13 protein-coding genes are annotated in these 16462 nt (G+C 63.5%); 5 read left to right on the top strand and 8 right to left on the bottom strand.

The features are described 5' to 3' along the window. Positions 1-228: 228 nt before the first annotated feature. The 4 genes from purH to htpX form a co-directional block, all read right to left on the bottom strand. Positions 229-1845 (bottom strand): bifunctional phosphoribosylaminoimidazolecarboxamide formyltransferase/IMP cyclohydrolase, encoded by a 1617-nt coding sequence (gene purH, locus EOC83_RS13420; protein ID WP_024504206.1) that lies wholly within the window; start codon positions 1843-1845, stop codon positions 229-231. An 86-nt stretch (positions 1846-1931) separates the two neighbouring features. Next, positions 1932-3656 (bottom strand): heparinase II/III family protein, encoded by a 1725-nt coding sequence (locus EOC83_RS13415; protein ID WP_013529012.1) that lies wholly within the window; start codon positions 3654-3656, stop codon positions 1932-1934. 147 nt (positions 3657-3803) lie between these two features. Next, positions 3804-5231 (bottom strand): RsmB/NOP family class I SAM-dependent RNA methyltransferase, encoded by a 1428-nt coding sequence (locus tag EOC83_RS13410; RefSeq protein WP_063169464.1) that lies wholly within the window; start codon positions 5229-5231, stop codon positions 3804-3806. Continuing rightward, the gene (htpX, locus tag EOC83_RS13405) at positions 5189-6208 is read right to left on the bottom strand and encodes a zinc metalloprotease HtpX (protein ID WP_024504208.1); all 1020 of its coding nucleotides are present in this window, start codon (positions 6206-6208) and stop codon (positions 5189-5191) included. The genes EOC83_RS13410 and htpX overlap by 43 nt, the downstream gene beginning before the upstream one ends. 105 nt (positions 6209-6313) lie before the next feature. Here htpX and EOC83_RS13400 point away from each other — a divergent pair, with 105 nt between their 5' ends. Further along, positions 6314-6535, top strand: a complete 222-nt coding sequence (locus tag EOC83_RS13400) for a DUF1674 domain-containing protein (protein WP_024504209.1) — start codon at positions 6314-6316, stop codon at positions 6533-6535. A 7-nt stretch (positions 6536-6542) separates the two neighbouring features. On the opposite strand, the gene EOC83_RS13395 is transcribed toward EOC83_RS13400, so the two are convergent. Then, a complete protein-coding gene (locus EOC83_RS13395; RefSeq protein WP_063169463.1) occupies positions 6543-7208 on the bottom strand; it encodes an HAD-IA family hydrolase in 666 nt (221 codons plus the stop codon). 165 nt (positions 7209-7373) lie between these two features. Here EOC83_RS13395 and EOC83_RS13390 point away from each other — a divergent pair, with 165 nt between their 5' ends. The 3 genes from EOC83_RS13390 (at position 7374) to EOC83_RS13380 (ending at position 11879) form a co-directional block, all read left to right on the top strand. Beyond that, positions 7374-8243, top strand: a complete 870-nt coding sequence (locus EOC83_RS13390; RefSeq protein WP_013529017.1) for a transglutaminase family protein — start codon at positions 7374-7376, stop codon at positions 8241-8243. A 524-nt stretch (positions 8244-8767) separates the two neighbouring features. Continuing rightward, positions 8768-10246, top strand: a complete 1479-nt coding sequence (locus tag EOC83_RS13385) for a pilus assembly protein (RefSeq protein WP_063169462.1) — start codon at positions 8768-8770, stop codon at positions 10244-10246. A gap of 364 nt (positions 10247-10610) precedes the next feature. Then, positions 10611-11879, top strand: coding sequence for a cyclopropane-fatty-acyl-phospholipid synthase family protein (locus tag EOC83_RS13380; RefSeq protein WP_063169461.1), 1269 nt, complete (start codon positions 10611-10613; stop codon positions 11877-11879). Position 11880: 1 nt separating this feature from the next. On the opposite strand, the gene EOC83_RS13375 is transcribed toward EOC83_RS13380, so the two are convergent. Next, the gene (locus tag EOC83_RS13375; RefSeq protein ID WP_063169460.1) at positions 11881-12624 is read right to left on the bottom strand and encodes an MOSC domain-containing protein; all 744 of its coding nucleotides are present in this window, start codon (positions 12622-12624) and stop codon (positions 11881-11883) included. Then, entirely contained in the window at positions 12624-14579 is a 1956-nt protein-coding gene (gene acs, locus EOC83_RS13370) for an acetate--CoA ligase (protein WP_013529021.1), read from the bottom strand. The genes EOC83_RS13375 and acs overlap by 1 nt, the downstream gene beginning before the upstream one ends. Before the next feature lie 302 nt (positions 14580-14881). Here acs and EOC83_RS13365 point away from each other — a divergent pair, with 302 nt between their 5' ends. Further along, positions 14882-15154 carry an usg protein gene (locus EOC83_RS13365; protein ID WP_013529022.1) on the top strand — a complete coding sequence of 91 codons (273 nt, stop codon included), beginning with the start codon at positions 14882-14884 and terminating at the stop codon, positions 15152-15154. Between the two features lie 242 nt (positions 15155-15396). Here EOC83_RS13365 and EOC83_RS13355 read toward each other — a convergent pair whose 3' ends face one another. Continuing rightward, positions 15397-16431 carry an aldo/keto reductase gene (locus tag EOC83_RS13355; RefSeq protein WP_063169459.1) on the bottom strand — a complete coding sequence of 345 codons (1035 nt, stop codon included), beginning with the start codon at positions 16429-16431 and terminating at the stop codon, positions 15397-15399. Positions 16432-16462 lie beyond the last annotated feature (31 nt).

The following is a 16462-nucleotide window of genomic DNA, read 5'->3' as shown; positions in this document are numbered from 1 at the left end:
GTGGGGTGAGCGGCCGGTTCGCGAAGCGAATTCATCGTGCCAGTGGCACGATGAAAGGCTGACGAACGCCGGGACGCTGCGGAGCAGCGGGGACCCGGCAGGGCGGATCGTCCACCGCCCGGCCCTTCGCGGGCTCAGGGCGTTCGAAGCTCGAAAAGCCAAGCAATTGGCTTTTCGTTTGCTGCGCGAACCGCTTCTCACCCCGCAAGGAGAGAAAGAAGAAGTGCGTCAATGCCTGAAATGCCGGACGCCCGTAAACACCATGGCGATGCCGTGCTCGTCGGCAGCGGCGATGACGTCCTTGTCGTTCATCGAGCCACCCGGCTGGATAACGGCAGTGGCGCCGGCGGCGATCGCCGACAGCAATCCGTCGGCGAAGGGGAAGAAGGCGTCGGAGGCGACGACCGAGCCCTTGGTCAGCGGTTCGGCAAGGCCGGCGGCCTCGGCGGCGTCGAGTGCCTTGCGGGCAGCGATGCGTGAGGAGTCGACCCGGCTCATCTGGCCGGCGCCGATGCCGACGGTGGCGCCGTCCCTGACGTAGACGATGGCGTTGGACTTGACGTGCTTGGCGATGCGGAAGGCGAATTTCAGGTCGGCCATTTCGACCGGCGTCGGCGCCCTCTTGGTCACCACTTTCAGTTCGAGGTCGTCGACGACAGCGTTGTCCCGGCCCTGGATGAGCAGACCGCCGGCGACGGATTTGACCGTCGTGCCCGGCGTGCGCGGATCCGGCAGCCCACCGGTGACCAGCAGGCGCAAATTCTTCTTCGCCGCGACGATGGCCGCTGCCTCGTCAGTGGCGCCGGGCGCTATGATGACTTCGGTGAAGGTTTTTACGATCTCTTCCGCCGCCTCGGCGTCGAGGGTGCGGTTGACCGCGACGATGCCGCCGAAGGCCGAAACCGGGTCGCAGGCGAGCGCCTTGGCGTAGGCGGCTTTCAGCGAGGTGCCTTCGGCAACGCCGCACGGGTTGGCGTGCTTGATGATGGCGACGGCGGCGGAACGCGCCGGATCGAACTCGCCGACCAGCTCGAAGGCGGCGTCGGTGTCGTTGATGTTGTTGTAGGACAGCTGCTTGCCCTGCAACTGACGCGCCGTGGCGACGCCCGGCCGCTTGTCGCCATCGATATAGAAGCCGGCGCTCTGATGCGGGTTCTCGCCATAGCGCATCACCTCGACCAGCCTGCCGCCAAAGGCACGCCACGTCGGGTGTTCGATCTCGAGCGCTTCGGCGAACCAGCCGGAGATCGCCGCGTCATAGCTGGCGGTGCGGGCGAAGGCCTTGGCGGCCAGCTTCTTGCGGAAATCCAGCGACAGCGAGCCGATGTTCATCTCCAGCGCGTTCAGCACCGAGGCATAGTCGCCGGGATCGGTGACGATGGCGACATAGGCGTGGTTCTTGGCCGAGGCGCGGATCATGGCCGGGCCGCCAATGTCGATGTTCTCGACGATCGATGCGTAGTCGGCGCCGGAGCGGCGGACCTCCTCGAACGGATAGAGATTGGAGACGACGAGATCGATCGGCTCGATGCCGTATTTGCGCATTGCCGCTGAATGCTCCGGATCGTCGCGCACGCCAAGCAGCGCGCCATGCACGCCGGGATGCAAGGTCTTGACGCGGCCATCCATGATCTCGGGAAAGCCGGTGAGCTCGGAGACGTCGCGCACCGGAAGGCCCGCGTCAGAGATCGCCTTTGCCGTGCCGCCGGTCGAGACCAGCTCGACGCCTGCGGCTGCCAGCGCCTTGGCGAAATCGATGAGGCCGGTTTTGTCGAAAACGGAGAGCAGGGCGCGGCGCACGGGAACCAGGTCTGGTGCGGGAATGTTCTTGGCGGCGACGGCCATGGGCTGGCGGCCTTTCACGACTGGTGTGGTGGATGCCCGCGCCCGTAGCACATGCCGCCCGGAAATCAAACCGGCGGTCAGGTAGGTCAGTTGTTTTCCGGATAACCGGCGATGCTGGTGCGGGTCAGCTGCCAGTGGACTTCGGCGATTTCCGAGGCCTTGAAGGCAAGCACGATCTGGCGGCTGCGGCGCGGGCCGCCAAGACCGGCGAAATAGATCGATTCCTCGACCTCCGGCACCACTTCGGCCGATGTGAACACCCAGGTGTCGGCCTGATCGGCGGCCAGCACCAGGCGGTCATGCTCGTCCTGCAAAAGGTTGACATCGGGATGAACGTGGAAGCGGACGGTGACGAAGTCGCGGCCATTGTTGCGGATCGCGGCACTGCCGGGGCGCTGGAAGCGGTCCCGGCCGGCCAGCACATTGCCGTTCGACGACAGCTTCAGCTCGCGCTCATGCAGGAAACCAAAGCGCGCGACATAGCCGTCATGGCGGGCGATGAAACCCTGAACGCCTTTCTGATCGGTGCGCTTGCACTGCACATGCTGCGGGCCGCCGATCAACGGCGAACCGAGCAGGTCGTTGACGCGCAACGAGTGGCTGAAGCGCGCCGACGAGGTGTCGTTGATGGTGGCGGTCGAGTGCGCGGCGGTGGCGCGCGCCAGCGGCCGGAATTCAGCCGCGCCGTAGGTGTCGATGCCGGCATTGACGATGTAGTGCTGGCGCCCGGACGACAGTTCGAAGGCAAGGCAGCTGGCATGTGCGGCATTGGACACGTCGACCGGCGGCGGCGGGCCGGTGTCGGCGATGACCGTGGTGCCGCCCATAGACAGGCGCTCATAGCCGGAATGCGGCGCATGCAGCAGCGGCGCGCCAGCGGTGTCGTCGTGGCGCAGGATGGTGGCGATGCGGTCGTGGATGGTGGCGCCCATGCCGTTGAAGCGGGCGAGGCTGCCATCCTGATGGCGGAAGAAGCGCAGCGCCGGCAGCATGCGGTCGATGGCGCCGATCAGCGCCTGCGGCGGCGTTTCCGCCTGGTTGGCATAGGTCTGGCGCAGCGGCAGAAGGTCGGCGAGGATTTCCAGGACGACCATCGGATTGCGCGAAATGTGCCCGCCATCGGCGAGGATCTGGCGGTCGAGTTCCTCGGCAAGGTTGCGGGTCGCGCCACGCAGCGCCGATGCCGGCGCCGGCAGGGACAAGGCAGCGAAGGCGAGCGCGATGCGGGCCCGCAGCCTGTCCTTGCCGTCGGGCATTTCGCGCGCCATCGACCTGAGATAGCGGATCTGCATGGCAACCGACTTCAGGAAGGCGCGGTAGAAAGGGAACTCGGCGCCCTGCAATACGACCGAGGAGTGCTGCAACCAGGCGATGATGCGCTTGGCCGTCGTGCCGGGCTCCCAGGCGATGCCGGAAATATGGCTGCCATGCATGGTGATCCAATCGGAGACCAGGGCGCGGGCATTGGCAGCGGCAAGCTCCGTGCCGGCGGCGCGCATATGGCGCAGCCAGCGAAAGCCGTGCAGCGTCTTCTGCCACCCGTGATTGGGCACGTTGATCTGGAAAGGCGACTTGCCGCCGGTCTCGACCAGATGCCCCGACAGGGGATAGCGGCCGTAATAGATCTCGAGTGCGATCTGCGGGTCGGCGAGGCGCAGGTCCGGCGGTGCGATCAGCACACGTTCCGGCGTGCGGCCGGAATAGCGCCAGCGATAGACAGGCCCGGCGCGCAGGCGCCGGCGCGTTTTGCGCCAGAACTCCTTCGCGACAAGCGTCCACAGACGCGTCGTGCTGCTGGCAGCCAGTGCCAAAACCCCTCCTGATCGTCCTCTACCCCGGCGCCGAGTCTACATGATTGCACGATTCGTGCGAAGGCGAATTCCACGAGCCCGGGCCGGTTCACCTGCTTCTGCCCCCGGTCCTGCCTAAAAAAGGCAGCAAATCCGGCAGTTCAAGCCCTAGCCGGCTCGCCGCATGCGAGCGGCGAAGAAGCCGTCGAGGCCTGAGCGTTCCGGCGCGCCGAGGTCCAGGTCGGCGGGCGTGGTGCGCAGCGTGCCTTGCGGCGTCAGGAATGGAGCGATGCCGGCGATCTCGCCTTGCAGCAGCGGATCATTGGTGATTTCAGGCGTGCCGGCGAGAAAGGCGCGACAGAGATCCTCGCCTTCGAGCGGATCGAGCGAACAGTTGGAAAAGACGATCCTGCCGCCGGGCTTCACCAGCGTCACAGTGCGGGCGAGCAGCCTGCGCTGCAGGTCGGCCAGTTTTTCGACATCGGCAGAAGTCTTGGTCCATGGCACGTCGGGGTGCCGCCGCACCGTGCCGGTCGACGAGCAGGGCGCGTCGAGGAGAACGGCGTCGAACAATTCCTTCGGCTCGAATTTGAGCAGGTCGGCCTGGACGATCTCGGCGGACAGGCCGAGGCGCTCGAGATTCTGCGTCAGCCGCGCAAGCCGGTTTTTTGACGTGTCGACGGCGGTGACCTTCGCGCCGGCAACGATCAGCTGCGCGGTCTTGCCGCCGGGCGCGGCGCAGAGATCGGCAACCCGCAATCCCGTGACATCGCCGAACAGTCGGGCGGGCAGGCTGGCCGCGGCGTCCTGGACCCACCAGGCGCCCTCGGCAAAGCCAGGCAATTCGGTGACAGGACCGACAAGATTCTCGACCCGCACCGTGCCGGTCGGCAGGACGATGCCGCCGAGTTTTTCGGCCCAGAGTCCGGGATCGGCCTTGACCGAGAAGTCGACCGGCGCCTCAACGCGGTGCGCTTCGAGGATCTGTCTGGCCTTTTCGTTGCCGTAGGTAGTCTTCAGCCTGTCGGAAAACCATTCGGGCGCCTCGTCGGTGGCGGCAAGGGCGGCAGGCAATTCCGTTTCCTTGGCCCGTGCCAGTGTGCGCAGCACGCCATTGACGAGGCCGGAGAACCGCACCGTGCGCGGATCGGACTTGGCATGGGTCACCGCAATGTCGACGGCGGCGCTGTCGGGAATATCGAGGAACAGGATCTGTGCGGCCGCCACATGCAATATGTGCGACAGCGCCGTGGCATTGGGCGGCAGCGGCTTTTCCAGGCGCCGCGCCAAGAGCCCCGATATGGTCATGCGATAGCGCAGCGCGGTGACCAGAATGGCGCGGACAAGGCCGCGATCGCGCAAATCGAGCGCCTTGTATTGCGGGTGGCCGTTCTCGTGATCGGTCAGCCCGTCAAGCGGTGTCCTGGCATCGATGACGGCGGCCAGCAGGCGGGCCGCTGCCTTGCGCGCGGCGAGACCGGCGACGAAGTCGCCGCCGTCCCTGTGTTCCTGATCACCTGAAACCGTGCGTCGAGGTCCTCTGTCCGCCACGCTCACGACCACCGGCCCCTGGGCCCGGTCGGATTGCGACCCCATGGGTTGGATTTGGGCTTGGCGGGCTCCGCCGGCTGCTCGGGCCGTGCTGTCTGATCCCACGGGCCGGATGGCCGCAGTTCGTCCGCCTGGCGTGGCGTTGGGGCCTGGCGCGGTGCAGCCCGGGTTTCGCTGCCGGCCATGTCGCGCGCCATCGCCTGCAAGGCTGCAATGCGGTTCTCAGTGGCGGGGTGGGTGGAGAACAGGCTGTCCATGCGCTCGCCGTGAAGGGGATTGATGATGAAGAGATGCGCGGTCGCGGGATTGCGCTCGGCATCGGGGTTGCGGATGCGTTCGGCGCCGCGGGCGATCTTGTCAAGCGCCGATGCCAGCCAGAGCGGGTGTCCACAGATTTCGGCGCCACGTCGGTCGGCCTCGTATTCGCGGGTGCGGCTGACCGCCATCTGCACGACCATCGCGGCAAAGGGCGCTACGATCATCGCCGCCAGCACGCCGACAAAGCCGAACGGATTGTTGTCGCGATTGCCACTGAAAAAGAAGGCGAAATTGCCGAGCATCGAAATGGCACCGGCAAAGGTGGCGACGATCGTCATGGTCAGCGTGTCGCGGTGCTGCACATGGGCGAGTTCGTGCGCCATGACGGCTGCGACCTCTTCAGGCGTCAGCGCCTGCAACAGGCCGGTGGAGGCAGCGACCGCCGCGTTCTGCGGGTTGCGGCCGGTGGCAAAGGCGTTCGGCTGCGGATTGTCGATCAGGTAGGTCTTCGGCATGGGCAGGCCGGCCTGTTTGGCGAGCGACTGGACGATGGCGTAATATTCGGGCGCGTTCTTCTCGTCGACCTCGACGGCACGGTTCATCGACAGCACCATCTTGTCGGCATTCCAGTAGCTGAACAGATTGGTGCCGGCGGCGATCAGCAGCGCGATCATCATGCCGCCGGTTCCGCCGATCAAAAAGCCGACGCCCATGAACAGCGCGGTCATCGCGGCAAGAAGCATGGCGGTGCGAAGTGTGTTCATCGTCTGCTCCTGTCCAGGTGATAGCGAAAAGGGGTCGATCCGCTTCGTCTCATCGCTATATGATGGGAAACACCAGTTCCCGTTTCAATCCGCTGGAAATATCGCATGAACGACGAAGCCAGTAAAACCGATGCCGAGCTTGCCCATGATGTCGAGCCAAAGGCGCTGACGCCGGAAGCCAGACGTGCGCTCGCGGAAGCCGAAGCAAGGCGTGTAAAGTACCTGGAAAAGGAAGCCTCGGCGCCGAAGGAAATCGGCGGCCGCGGCGGCAAGGAGCCCGGCCGCTACGGCGACTGGGAGGTAAAGGGCCTGACCAGCGATTTCTAGACGCGGCCTAGGCGGCGTTGCGCTGCGGCTCGAGCGCGATCCAGCCACGCTCGTCGACGGTGATGCCCACCATGTCGTAGCCCGCGATCGCGGCGTGTTGCGTTGGCAAGGGGTGCTTGTGCGTGGCGCTGATGACCATGACCGCCGCGCCCGCCGCTTCGGCTGCCGCTATGCCGGCCGGGGCATCCTCGAACACGAGGCAGTCGCGCGCGTCGAAGCCGAGCCGTTCCGCGCCAAGCCGGAAGCAATCGGGCGCCGGCTTGCCGCGGGAGACATCTTCCGCTGCGACGATGACGGCCGGGACGGGGATGCCCGCGGCCTTCATGCGCAACAGCGCCAGCTCACGTGGGGCGGAGGTTACGATCGCCCAGCGTTCGGGCGGCAGCGAATCGAGAAATGCCACGGCGCCGGCGATCTGGATAATGCCTTCGAGATCGGCCGCCTCGGCCTTCAGCAGCAGATCAGCCTCGTGTGCCGGGTCGACGCCCGGCAGCGCCAGGCCGGTGATGGTCTCGATCGCGCGTACGCCATGGATCGTCGGCAGGAAGGCAGCGACGTCGAGGCCCTGGCGGCGTGCCCAATCGCTCCACACCCGTTCCGCCGAGGCGATGGAATTGATGAGCGTGCCGTCCATGTCGAAGAGGAAGGCCGCGAATTTTCTGCTTGAATACATGATTTTCCTTGAGTCCGGGGAGCGCTGGTGGGGTTGCCGAACCTAACGTCTCGACCGCGGCAGGGGAAGACACGGGGTGGGCTTTTCGATCGGCCCAGGGAACCACGGTATCCTCCGGGCGTTTGGGAAGGACTGCTTCTCACAAGATCGAAGGGGGGACCAACGATGCTGATCCGGCTCGGCTATGAAATCGCCATCGAATGCGTAGCCGCCACGCCGGTGATTTCAGTGCTCGAGATCCATCGGGACAGGCAGGCTGATATCAAGCGGCAGACGCGGGTGCTGACCTCGCCCGCGGTGCCGACAAGGCTGTACCACGATCTGCATGGCAATGCCTGCCGGCGCTTCACAGCGCCCGCCGGTGGTTTTCGCATCCTGTACGACGCGGTCGTCGAGGACAGCGGCGAGACGGACGAGGTAAACACGCTGGCCAGGGAAGTGCCGGTGGCGGACCTGCCGGACGAAGTTCTCGGTTATCTCCTGGGCAGCCGCTATTGCGAGACGGATCATCTGAGCAGCCTGGCCTGGCAGCTCTTCGGCGACATTCCGTCCGGCTGGGCGCGCGTGCAGGCGATCGTCGACTATGTCCACAACCGGCTGTCGTTCGGCTATGGCTATGCGCGCTCGACCCGCACGGCGGCTCAGGCGCATGAGGAACGCGTCGGGGTCTGCCGCGACTTCGCTCATCTGGCGATCACGCTTTGCCGCTGCATGAATATTCCGGCACGCTATGTGAACGGCTATCTCGGTGATATCGGCGTGCCAGCCGATCCGGCACCGATGGACTTTTCGGCGTGGCTGGAAGTGTTCCTCGACGGCAAATGGTACACGTTCGATCCTCGCCACAACACGCCAAGAATCGGCCGCATCGTCATCGCCCGCGGCCGCGACGCCACCGACGTGCCGCTGCTGCATAGTTTCGGCGCCCACCGGCTCAGCCTGTTCAAGGTATGGACCTATGAACAGGAAGGCAATCTGTTCAACCCGCCCTACCACGGTATCGACAGGACCGTCGGCGCACAGATGCTGGCCTAACGGTATGTCGATTCAGGTGAGGCCGGTCTGCAAATGACGGCTTTCTGCGCTTCCGGTGCTCACGGACCAAATGTCCGCTCCGCTCCGGTTCTCGAAAGCCATCATTTTCGACCTGGCCTGACCTGAATCTCAACACCCCCTTGAGGCGCGGCCAAAAGCGGCCCTGGTTTTCAAACGTGATGGCGCTTTGGTCTTTCGACGGCCGGAGGCGTTGGATCCGATCATTTCGCGCCCTGCAGTCTCGGGACAACTGGCCCGCTTCGGCACACGGACCCTGTCCCGCAACAGGACGTCATCGGGATTCCGTGATTGCTTCGTCTTGAGCATGGTAACCGGCTCGTAAACGCAGCCGCGGCCGCGCTTTTCTGTTTACCAGTCATTCACCTTTGCGGAGCTTGAAGCCGAACAAAAACAATGATTTGGCGGCAAGCGGCCGGCCTTCTGCCAGCCAGCGGCGTCATCCGGCGGGAATCCTGCATTGCCCTGTCCGCGGCGACGAGGCCGAGGCGAATGGAGGCTGTAGGATGCGGAATTACGGGGGTCTTGTTCACGCGATCGGCGGGTTCGCCAGGGATCGCGGTGGAAATTTCGCAATCCTGTTCGGCCTCAGCGCCTCGGTCTTGGCGCTGGCTGTTGGCTTCTCGGTCAACGTATCGCAGCTCTACAATGCCAGATCGAGCCTCCAAGGCGTCGTCGACGCCGCGGTCACATCGACGGCACGCGACCTAACGACCGGCGCCATCAAGGAAGCCGATGCCAACAAATCGGTGCAGGCCTTTCTCGACGCCAACAGCCAGGCAGGCATTCTGCAGGCCGACCAGATCGTACTCGACAGGCTGATCGTCAACAGGACCGCCAAGACGGTCCAGGCTGACGCCCATGTCGATGTCGGGCTGTATTTCCCGATTTTTGGCACGGGCGACATGAAACGCGTCGCCGCCTCCACGACGGCGCTCTATTCGGACAAGACCGTCGAAGTGGCGATGATGCTCGACATAACGGGGTCGATGGCCAAGCGCGGCAAGGTCGACAAAATCGGCGATCTGAAAACAGCTGCAAAAAACGCCGTCCAGACGATGCTGCAGAAACAGGATCCGCAGAACCCCCGCATCCGCGTCGCGATTGTGCCTTATGCATCTGGCGTCAACGCCGGCAAGCTGGCGGAAAACGTCTATGCCGAAAAACAAGCCAGCACTGAGCTCCCACCCGTCGCCGGCAGTCCGCTTCTCGTCGCCAAGACGGGCAAAAATCTGCTGCCGTCCTTCAGCGACTACATCTCCATTGTCGGCGCGGCGATGCCACGCCCCGACAATTGCGCCACCGAGCGCAAGGACAAGAACGGCAACGCGGATATGAGCGCCGACGGCCCGGATACTGTCCGCACCGACGGGAACGGCAAGAAATACTATGCTCTGGTCAACCGGGACGATCATCTCGGTGACGGGGACATGAACAGGTGCCCTGATGCGAAAGTGATCCCGCTGACCGCCGATTCCGATGCCTTGCTTGAATCGATCGAGGACTTCCGGGCCAATGGGTTTACGGCCGGCGCGATCGCCATTCAGTGGACCTATTATATGCTGTCGCCGCAATGGCGCACTGCGATCAGGAATGCCGGTCTTGGCAAGGGTGCCTCGGATGCCGATCCGAAGAAGATCGCCAAGGTCGCGATCCTGATGACCGATGGCCAGTTCAATACGGCCTTCGCCGGTGCTGGGGACAGCTACAACAGGCAGGGCACCCTTGCGCGCGGCAACGCCGAAACGCTGTGCGACAACATGAAAAACGACGGCATCGAGATTTTCACCATCGGCTTCGATCTGGACGACAAGGATATGTCGACAACCGAGCGGGACCAGGCAAAGGCGGTGCTGAAGGATTGTTCGTCGAAGGATACCTCCGCCGCCAAGAGGCATTTCTTCGACGTGTCCACCGGAGCCGAATTGGACGACGCCTTTCAGGAAATCATTCGCAACACCGAAAAGATCGCATTGACCCAGTAGTCTGGTCCGCAAACGGAAAAGGCCGCCGCTTCTTTCGAAGCCGGCGGCCTTCCGTGTTTCCGTCCGTGGCGCGGCCCATGGCGATGACCTATCAGGTCAGCCGCCGCGCATTTCGCGCCTTAACGGGAAGACTGCTTCCCGAAAGTGCAATCCGCTGAGGCCACGTTCTGGAAAACGAAATCACTCGACATCGGATCACCTCCTTTCGATTTGTTGAACACATACTCATGATGGGGTGCATTGCAGCAAAAGACAAGGTGCAGGTCTGAAATTAACCAAGGGGCGGGCCTGGTGCGGGCCGGCTTGCGATTGCCAGGCCGACCGGGCAAACTTCTGCCCCTGAGCCAGCATTCGGAGGAATCGCATGGAGGCAGCCGAAAAGGCCGCTCGCATCGTTCGAACGGTGATCGAAACATTGAAGCCGGGTTTTGCGGTCAGGCTGTGGACCGGGGAGCGGATAGGCCCCGCCACTGGTCCGGTGCTCACCATCAACGACCAGGACATCGTCTGGCAGATCGTGAAGCGACCGTCCCTGTCGACGCTGATCGAGATGTGGATTTCCAAGACCATCGACATCGAAGACGGGACGATCTTCGATTTTTATGCCCTGCCGTCGCAAGGCAAGCTCAGAACCAAGCTCAAGTCGCTGCCGAAAATGGCGATCCTGCGCGACCTGCCTTCCGTGCTTTTGGCACGCAAGCAGATGAGCGCGCGGACCGATCTGTCGGGGCGCAATCCCTATGTCAGCGGTTCGAGCCAGGAGGCGATCCAGCATCACTATGACATCTCGAACGCCTTCTACCGGCTCTTTCTCGACGAGCGCATGGTCTATAGCTGCGGCTACTTCAAGGATTTCGCCAATGGCATCGACGAGGCCCAGGTCGACAAGCTCGACCACATCTGCCGCAAGCTCCGGCTGAAACCGGGCGAACGACTGCTCGACATCGGCTGCGGCTGGGGCGCCATGCTGATCCATGCGGCAAAGAACTACGGCGTCGTCGGCCACGGTGTGTCGCTGTCGCAGGCGCAGACCGAGCTGGCCCGCGAACGCATTCGCGCCGAGGGGCTGGAGGACCGCATCACCATCGAGATCAAATCCTATGCGGAACTCACCGGCAGCTTCGACAAGATCTCGTCGATCGGCATGTTCGAACATCTCGGGCTCGCCAACCATGCGACTTATTTCAAGACCATTCATCGCCTGCTGAAGCCGGGCGGCATCTATCTGCACCACGCCATCACCCGGCGCAGCAAGGGCGACATCAAGAAGACCTTGCGCAAGGGGCCGGAGTTCAAGGCGCTGCTCAAATATATCTTTCCCGGCGGCGAACTCGACACCATCGGCATGACAACAGGCAATCTCGAGGCGCATGGTTTTCTCGTCTACGATGTCGAGAACCTGCGCGAGCACTATGCCCGCACCTGCAGGCTGTGGGCCGAGCGGCTGCAGGCCCGCTTCGATGAGGCAATCGCCGAGGTGGGCGAGGCCAGGGCGCGGCTATGGCTGCTTTACCTGACGGGCTGTTCGATCACCTTCGAGCGCGCATCGGCACAGATTTTCCAGACCGTCGTGACCAAGCGCGCGCGCGGTCCAAGCGGCCTGCCGCCGACACGGGCGGATCTGTATCGATAGCTTACAGGAAGCGCATCGCGTCGCCGACTTCGACGCGCGCCGGCCTGTCGACCGTGCAATAGACGCCGAGATTATGGGCGTTGTGACGGACCAGGTTGCGCAGGATCGCCGGATCATGGTCGAAGCCATCCTGGGCGACAATGGTGAAACCGCAGCGGCGGCAGGGTTCCGAGATGGTCAGCAGGAGATCGCCGACGGCAAGCTTGCGGCCGATCCATTCCGTTTCGGGAAACGAGCCTTCGATGGCCGCCATGTCGACAACGATGTTGGGGCGGAAGCGGCGCGGGTCGGCGACCCCTTCCGGGTGCAATGCTTTCAGGCGTGCCAGCGAAGCCGTGGTCAATAGATGAATCGGCGCCTTGCGGTAGCGCTCCGCGGTCAGCGGGCCGGAATAGTCAGGCCCGGCATTCTCGCGGCGAAACGGACGGAGCGAGGCCTCGAAGCCGAGATAGGCCGACACCGCGCGGTCGCTCTCGATGCTTGGCGCGGCCAGCCAGTCGCCCTCGGGAACGGCAATCTCGAGTTCCAGGGTCGGCGACAGCCGGGTGCGGATGCGCGGCACCTTGTGCCATTTCGCGTCGCGGTCCGGTCGTGCGATCTCGTTGTCGGACACGTCGACAAGGCCGAACAGGCGGTCGCCGTCGATGCTCTCGACGTCGACCGAGATTGTTTTCAGGCGCTCGCCGGCAAGCGAACTCGCCGGATAGCGCCAGAGTTCGCTGACAGTGCCCAGCGCGGCCTGCATCAGCTCTTCTTGTTCTGCCGGTTGGCGACCAGATCATCGACGACGGCCGGGTCGGCCAGCGTCGAGGTGTCACCCAGGGCAGAAAAATCGTCCTCGGCGATCTTGCGCAGGATGCGACGCATGATCTTGCCGGAACGCGTCTTCGGCAGGCCCGGCGCGAACTGGATCTTGTCGGGCGAAGCAATGGCGCCGATCTCCTTGCGGACATGGGCAACAAGCTCCTTGCGCAGCTCCTCGGTGGGTTCGGCACCCTTCATCAAGGTGACGTAGCTGTAGATACCCTGGCCCTTGATGTCGTGGGGATAGCCCACGACCGCGGCCTCGGAAACCTTCTCATGGCTGACCAGCGCCGATTCGACTTCGGCCGTGCCCATGCGGTGGCCGGAAACGTTGATGACGTCGTCGACGCGGCCGGTGATCCAGTAATAGCCGTCGGCGTCGCGGCGGCAGCCGTCACCGGTGAAGTACTTGCCCTTGTAGGTCGAAAAATAGGTCTGCACGAAGCGGTCGTGATCGCCATAGACGGTGCGCATCTGGCCCGGCCAGGAATCGGTGATGCACAGATTGCCGTCGGCCGCACCTTCCAGCACCTTGCCCTCGCCGTCGACCAGCTGCGGCTTGATGCCGAAGAAAGGCCGCGTCGCCGAACCCGCCTTGAGGTCGGTCGCACCTGGCAGCGGCGTGATCAGGATGCCGCCGGTCTCGGTCTGCCACCAGGTGTCGACGATCGGCACCTTGCCGTTGCCGACGACGTTGAAATACCACTCCCAGGCTTCCGGGTTGATCGGCTCGCCGACCGAACCCAGCACGCGCAGCGACTTGCGCGACGTCTTCTTCACGTGCGCATCGCCGGCGCCCATCAGCGCGCGCAACGCCGTCGGCGCGGTGTAGAAGATATTGACCTTGTGCTTGTCGATGACTTCCCAGAAGCGCGACTGCGACGGATAGTTCGGCACGCCTTCGAACATCAGCGTGGTGGCGCCGTTGGCGAGCGGGCCGTAGACGATGTAGCTGTGGCCGGTGACCCAGCCGACATCGGCGGTACACCAGTAGATGTCGCCGTCATGGTAGTCGAAGACATATTGGTGGGTCATCGAGACGTAGACGAGATAGCCGGCGGTGGTGTGCAGCACGCCCTTCGGCTTGCCGGTCGAACCCGACGTGTAGAGAATGAACAGCGGGTCCTCGGCCTTCATCTTCTCGGGCTTGCATTCGGCTTTCACCGTCGCGATCTCGTCGTGATACCAGACGTCGCGGCCTGAAACCCAGCCGGTCTTGCCGCCGGTGCGTCGCACGACCACCACCTTTTCGACTTTCGTTCCGGCTTTCGCGGCGATCTCGATCGCCCTGTCGGTGTTTTCCTTCAAAGGGATCGGCTTGCCGCCGCGCAGGCCTTCGTCAGCCGTGATAACGAAGGTCGACTTGCAGTCGTCGATGCGGCCGGCCAGCGCATCCGGCGAGAAACCGCCGAAGACGATCGAATGGACGGCGCCGATGCGCGTGCAGGCCAGCATCGCATAGGCGGCTTCCGGGATCATCGGCATGTAGATGGTGACTCGATCGCCTTTCTTGACGCCGTGTTTCTTCATCACATTGGCGAGCCGGCAGACATGCTCGTAGAGCTCGTTATAGGTGACCTTCTTGTCGTCGTAGGGATTGTCGCCTTCCCAGATGATGGCGGTCTGGTTGCCGCGCTTCTTCAGATGCCGGTCGATGCAGTTGTAGGAAACGTTGGTCAGTCCGTCCTCGAACCATTTGATCGAGACCTTGCCGTCGAAGGAGGTGTTCTTGACCTTGCTGAACGGCTTGAACCAGTCGATGCGCTTGCCGTGCTTGCCCCAGAATTTGTCCGGGTTCTTGACGCTGTCGGCATACCATTTCAGGTAGGTGTCATTGTCGATCAGCGCGTTTTTCTTCCACGCCGGCTGGACGCGATGGACATGAACCTCGGACATTCCTGACTTTCCTCCCGAACCAATCGCCGGCTTGAAATGCCGGCGGGATCGCGGCGACACGGCCGCGAATTCGGCGGCATTATTACCAGTTCCGCCGTTACGGCAACATTAGACGTTGGATTCGCGCGGCGGGATGCCGCAGGGAGCTTCTCCAGGGCTGTCAGCACTCGAAGAGGTGCGCTGCTAACCGCATGTTTTCGCAAGCTAAAGCCGGTTCAGATGAAGAAAAAATCAATAGACGGTTAATCAGCGGCGCGCACAATCAGCCGTGGGAGGACAGGCGAATCAACCTGGGGACCGTCATGCGCGACCATGCCGAAATGGACCTGATGCTCAAAGGCTATGGCTTGACCACTGCCAAGATTCTTTATCACTTTCCCGATCACCCGCATCTGCTGCAGAGCTTCATCTGGCAGGACTACGATCTCGCGCCGAAGTTTCCGGTGCTGATCAAGTTCATCGAATTCTGGAAGGCCAAGCTGGACGGGCCGCTGCATTCGATCAGCTACACCCACCAGAAGCTGATCGCGCCGAATGAATGGCGCAAGGTGGATGGGGAGTTTGTGCTGCACTAGGGGCAAGTTTCGCAGCAACGGCTTCTTGAGGTCGGCGTTCTACGACGCCCCCCTCTGTCCTGCCGGACATCTCCCCCTCAAGTGGGCAGATTGGCAGCTCCACCGACAACGCCGCCCCTTGTTACGCCTGCGATTGGCGAAAGTCGCCGCGACATCCGATCTCCCCCCTTGAGGGGGAGATGGCCGGCAGGCCAGAGGGGGGCGCTGGCCCGCGAACCTTGCGCCATGACGGCCCGATGCGCTCAAACCACCGGCGGGTTCAACCGGGCAAAGCCTTCCTGCCGCCGATACGGGAAGTACGGGTAGGGCGCGGTGACTTCGCTTGCCGCGTCGAGCTGCCTTATCTGCCCCGGCGTCAAGGTCCAGCCGACGGCGCCGAGGTTCTGGCGCAACTGCTCCTCGTTGCGGGCGCCGATGATGACCGACGATACGGTCGGGCGCTGCAGCAGCCAGTTGATGGCGATCTGCGGCACGGTCTTGCCGGTTTCCTCGGCCACGACATCGAGGGCATCCATCACTCGATAGAGATGCTCGTCCTCGACCGGCGGACCGAAGCTTGCCGTGTCGTGCAGCCGGCTCTTTTCCGGTAGGGACTGGCCACGGCGGATCTTGCCGGTCAGGCGGCCCCAGCCAAGCGGGCTCCACACCAATGCACCGACGCCCTGGTCGAGGCCGAGCGGCATCAGCTCCCACTCATAGTCGCGGCCGACCAGCGAATAGTAGACCTGATGGGCGACATAGCGCGGATAGCCTTGGCTGTCGGCTTGCGCCAACGACTTCATCACTTGCCATCCGGAGAAGTTGGAGACGCCGACATAGCGCAGCTTGCCGGCACGGATCAGGTTGTCCAGCGTCGACAGCACCTCCTCGATCGGCGTGCCGGCATCGAAGGCGTGTAGCTGCAAAAGGTCGATGTAGTCGGTGCCGAGGCGCCTCAGCGCATCATCCACGGATCTGATCAGCCGCGAACGTGACGAGCCGTAATCGCCCGGCCCATCGCCCATCGGCAGCGCGGTCTTGGTCGAGATCAGCACGGCATCGCGGCGGCCTTTTATCGCGTCGCCAAGCACCTGTTCAGAAGCGCCGTTCGAATAGACGTCGGCCGTGTCGAACAAATTGACACCGGCCTCCAGGCAGATGTCGATCAGCCGCCGCGCTTCCCTGGCGTCGCTGTTGCCCCAGGCGCCGAACAGCGGGCCGGAACCGCCAAAGGTTCCCGCGCCGAAGGAGAGTGCGGGCACTTTCAAGCCCGATGCACCGAGACGTCGATAATCCATCTTTTTACTCCTGGTGGTATGAAGGGTGTCG

Origin of the sequence: Mesorhizobium sp. Primo-A, assembly GCF_003997175.1 — a bacterium.
Lineage (GTDB): Bacteria > Pseudomonadota > Alphaproteobacteria > Rhizobiales > Rhizobiaceae > Mesorhizobium > Mesorhizobium ciceri.
This window is presented reverse-complemented; position numbering and strand designations above follow the sequence as displayed.

Coding starts and splice junctions, on each gene's coding strand:
- purH (WP_024504206.1), bottom strand. CDS start 1,845: ATGGCCGTCGCCGCCAAGAACATTCCCGCACCAGACCTGGTTCCCGTG.
- EOC83_RS13410 (WP_063169464.1), bottom strand. CDS start 5,231: ATGGGGTCGCAATCCGACCGGGCCCAGGGGCCGGTGGTCGTGAGCGTG.
- htpX (WP_024504208.1), bottom strand. CDS start 6,208: ATGAACACACTTCGCACCGCCATGCTTCTTGCCGCGATGACCGCGCTG.
- EOC83_RS13400 (WP_024504209.1), top strand. CDS start 6,314: ATGAACGACGAAGCCAGTAAAACCGATGCCGAGCTTGCCCATGATGTC.
- EOC83_RS13395 (WP_063169463.1), bottom strand. CDS start 7,208: ATGTATTCAAGCAGAAAATTCGCGGCCTTCCTCTTCGACATGGACGGC.
- EOC83_RS13390 (WP_013529017.1), top strand. CDS start 7,374: ATGCTGATCCGGCTCGGCTATGAAATCGCCATCGAATGCGTAGCCGCC.
- EOC83_RS13385 (WP_063169462.1), top strand. CDS start 8,768: ATGCGGAATTACGGGGGTCTTGTTCACGCGATCGGCGGGTTCGCCAGG.
- EOC83_RS13380 (WP_063169461.1), top strand. CDS start 10,611: ATGGAGGCAGCCGAAAAGGCCGCTCGCATCGTTCGAACGGTGATCGAA.
- EOC83_RS13375 (WP_063169460.1), bottom strand. CDS start 12,624: ATGCAGGCCGCGCTGGGCACTGTCAGCGAACTCTGGCGCTATCCGGCG.
- acs (WP_013529021.1), bottom strand. CDS start 14,579: ATGTCCGAGGTTCATGTCCATCGCGTCCAGCCGGCGTGGAAGAAAAAC.
- EOC83_RS13365 (WP_013529022.1), top strand. CDS start 14,882: ATGCGCGACCATGCCGAAATGGACCTGATGCTCAAAGGCTATGGCTTG.
- EOC83_RS13355 (WP_063169459.1), bottom strand. CDS start 16,431: ATGGATTATCGACGTCTCGGTGCATCGGGCTTGAAAGTGCCCGCACTC.